This is a genomic window from Archangium sp., from assembly GCF_036389735.1.
GTDB lineage: Bacteria > Myxococcota > Myxococcia > Myxococcales > Myxococcaceae > Archangium.
This window is the reverse complement of record NZ_DASVWK010000612.1, coordinates 1-1944: the sequence shown is the minus strand read 5'-3', so window position 1 is coordinate 1944 and position 1944 is coordinate 1. Positions and strand designations below refer to the sequence as shown.

Annotated in this window: 2 protein-coding genes; one reads left to right on the top strand and one right to left on the bottom strand. The window is 71.2% G+C overall.

Annotation, left to right across the window (positions count from 1 at the left end):
• Positions 1-585: protein kinase domain-containing protein (locus VF794_RS21470; protein ID WP_331113293.1), on the bottom strand; the 585-nt coding region annotated here is incomplete at its 3' end.
• 98 nt (positions 586-683) lie between these two features.
• On the opposite strand from VF794_RS21470, the gene dacB reads away from it, so the two are divergent.
• A partial coding sequence (dacB, locus tag VF794_RS21465) for a D-alanyl-D-alanine carboxypeptidase/D-alanyl-D-alanine endopeptidase (protein WP_331113291.1) occupies positions 684-1944 on the top strand: 1261 nt, incomplete at its 3' end.

The window sequence follows — 1944 nt, the reverse complement described above, 5'->3', positions numbered from 1 at the left end:
GCCGTACTCGGTGACGCGCACGTTGCTGGCCTTGATGTCGCAGTGCACGTAGAGGCGCGAGTGGATGAAGGAGAGCACCTGCGCCATCTGCATGAGGACGCGGTAGAGGGCGGGCGTATCGAGCGCCTGCTCACGCGCCAGGGTGCTCAAGTCCTGGCCTCCCACCACCTCCATGGTGATGAAGCGGTTGCCCGAGCTGGTCATCCCGCAATCGAAGACCTTGAGGGTGCCGGGGTGCTGGAGCCGCTTCATCGCGAAGAACTCGTGGCGGAACATCAGCACGAGCTCCTCGACCTTGCCGTGCGGCAACCCCGCGGGGACCTGCATCTCCTTGAGGGCGACGCGGCGATGCTCCTGCACGTCCTCGGCGAGCCAGATGCGGCCCATGCCGCCCTGCCCGAGCAGCTCCTGGATGTGGTAGCGGCCCGTCACCCACATGCCCGGCTCGAGCGAACGCCGCTCGCCCATGGGGATTCCCGGGGTGATGGGGGTACGGCCGCGCTCCTCCAGCATGCCGGCGGAGCCGCTGATGAGCCGGCTCTGACCGCGTTCGTCGAGAATCGCTGTCTTCTCTTCGTCGCTCATGCCCGGCACCGCTTTCCAACGGTTGGAGGGAAGACGGGTATTCGAGGCATAGCACGACCACCGTCGACGCCCAAGAAGGGGGACGGTAGCGTGCGGCCATGCGTTGCCTTCCGCTCACGTCGCTCCTGCTCGCGCTCCTCGTGCTTCCGGCCTGCTTCCCTCGCGTCCAGCGGCCCGCGCCTCCCTCCCTGACCTCGGTGGCCAACGCGCTCTTCGAGTCCGTGGAGGGGGAGGGCACGACGGCGAGCGTCTTCGTGGTGGACGCGGCGACGGGGGTGCCGCTCTACGCCCGCCGGGAGCACGTGCGGCTGCTGCCCGCCTCGACGATGAAGGTGGTGTCCACCGCGGCGGCGCTCTCCGCGTTCGGCGCGGACCACCGCTTCCGCACCCCGGTGCGGCTCGAGGGCTCGCAGCTGGGCCGCCTCTTCCTGGGAGATCTCGTGGTGGAGGCGTCGGGGGACCCGTCGCTGGGCTCGTGGCGCTTCCCCGAGACGGCCATGGCCTGCGAGCAGGTGGCCGAGGCGCTCCAGGCGCGGGGCATCCGCCAGTGGCTCGGCGCGGTGCGGGTGCGCAACGCGGACGAGGGGCCCTATGCCCTGTATGGCCCGGGCTGGGCATGGGACGACGCAGCCTATGCCTACAGCGCCGCCCCGACGCCCTTCGTCTTCCGCGAGAACGTGGTGGACCTGTCCCTGGAGCGCCCGGACGGGCAGGACTGCTCGTCCCCGCCTCAGAAGCCCGTGACGGTGCGCTACTCCCCGGCCCCCGCCGCGCTCGCCACGGTGGTGTACCTGGACCCGAATGCCCAGCGGGCGGGGCTCGGCTGCGTGCGCGAGCGGGGCACCGGCCGTGTGCGCTGCGTGTGGCGCTCGACGGCCGAGCAGTGCCCGCGCCAGGCCTCCATGCGCATCGCCGTGGACGAGCCGCACACGCTGTTCACCGCCTGCGTGCAGGAGTCGCTGACCGCGCGCGGCATCTGGCGCCTGCCGACCCCGGCGGAGACGGCGGCGGTGCCCGCGGCGACCAGGAGCGAGCCGCTGCTGGAACTCGTCAGCCCGCCGATGGCCGAGCTGGTGAAGGTGACGAACAAGGAGTCGCTCAACCTCTACGCCGAGCGGCTGGGCCTGGGCTTCACCCGCGTTCGCACGGGCACGGAGAGCTACCCCGCGCTGCGCGACGCGATGATGCAGGAGCTTGGGCGCCGGGGCATCTCCCCGAGGCTGTTGAGGCCGGCGGATGGCAGCGGGCTGTCGCGCTACAACGTGGCCACCACGCGCGGGCTGGTGGAGGTCATCTACACGAGCCTGAAGGAGCCGTACGCGAACGCGCTGGTGGACAGCCTGCCCATCGCGGGCGTGG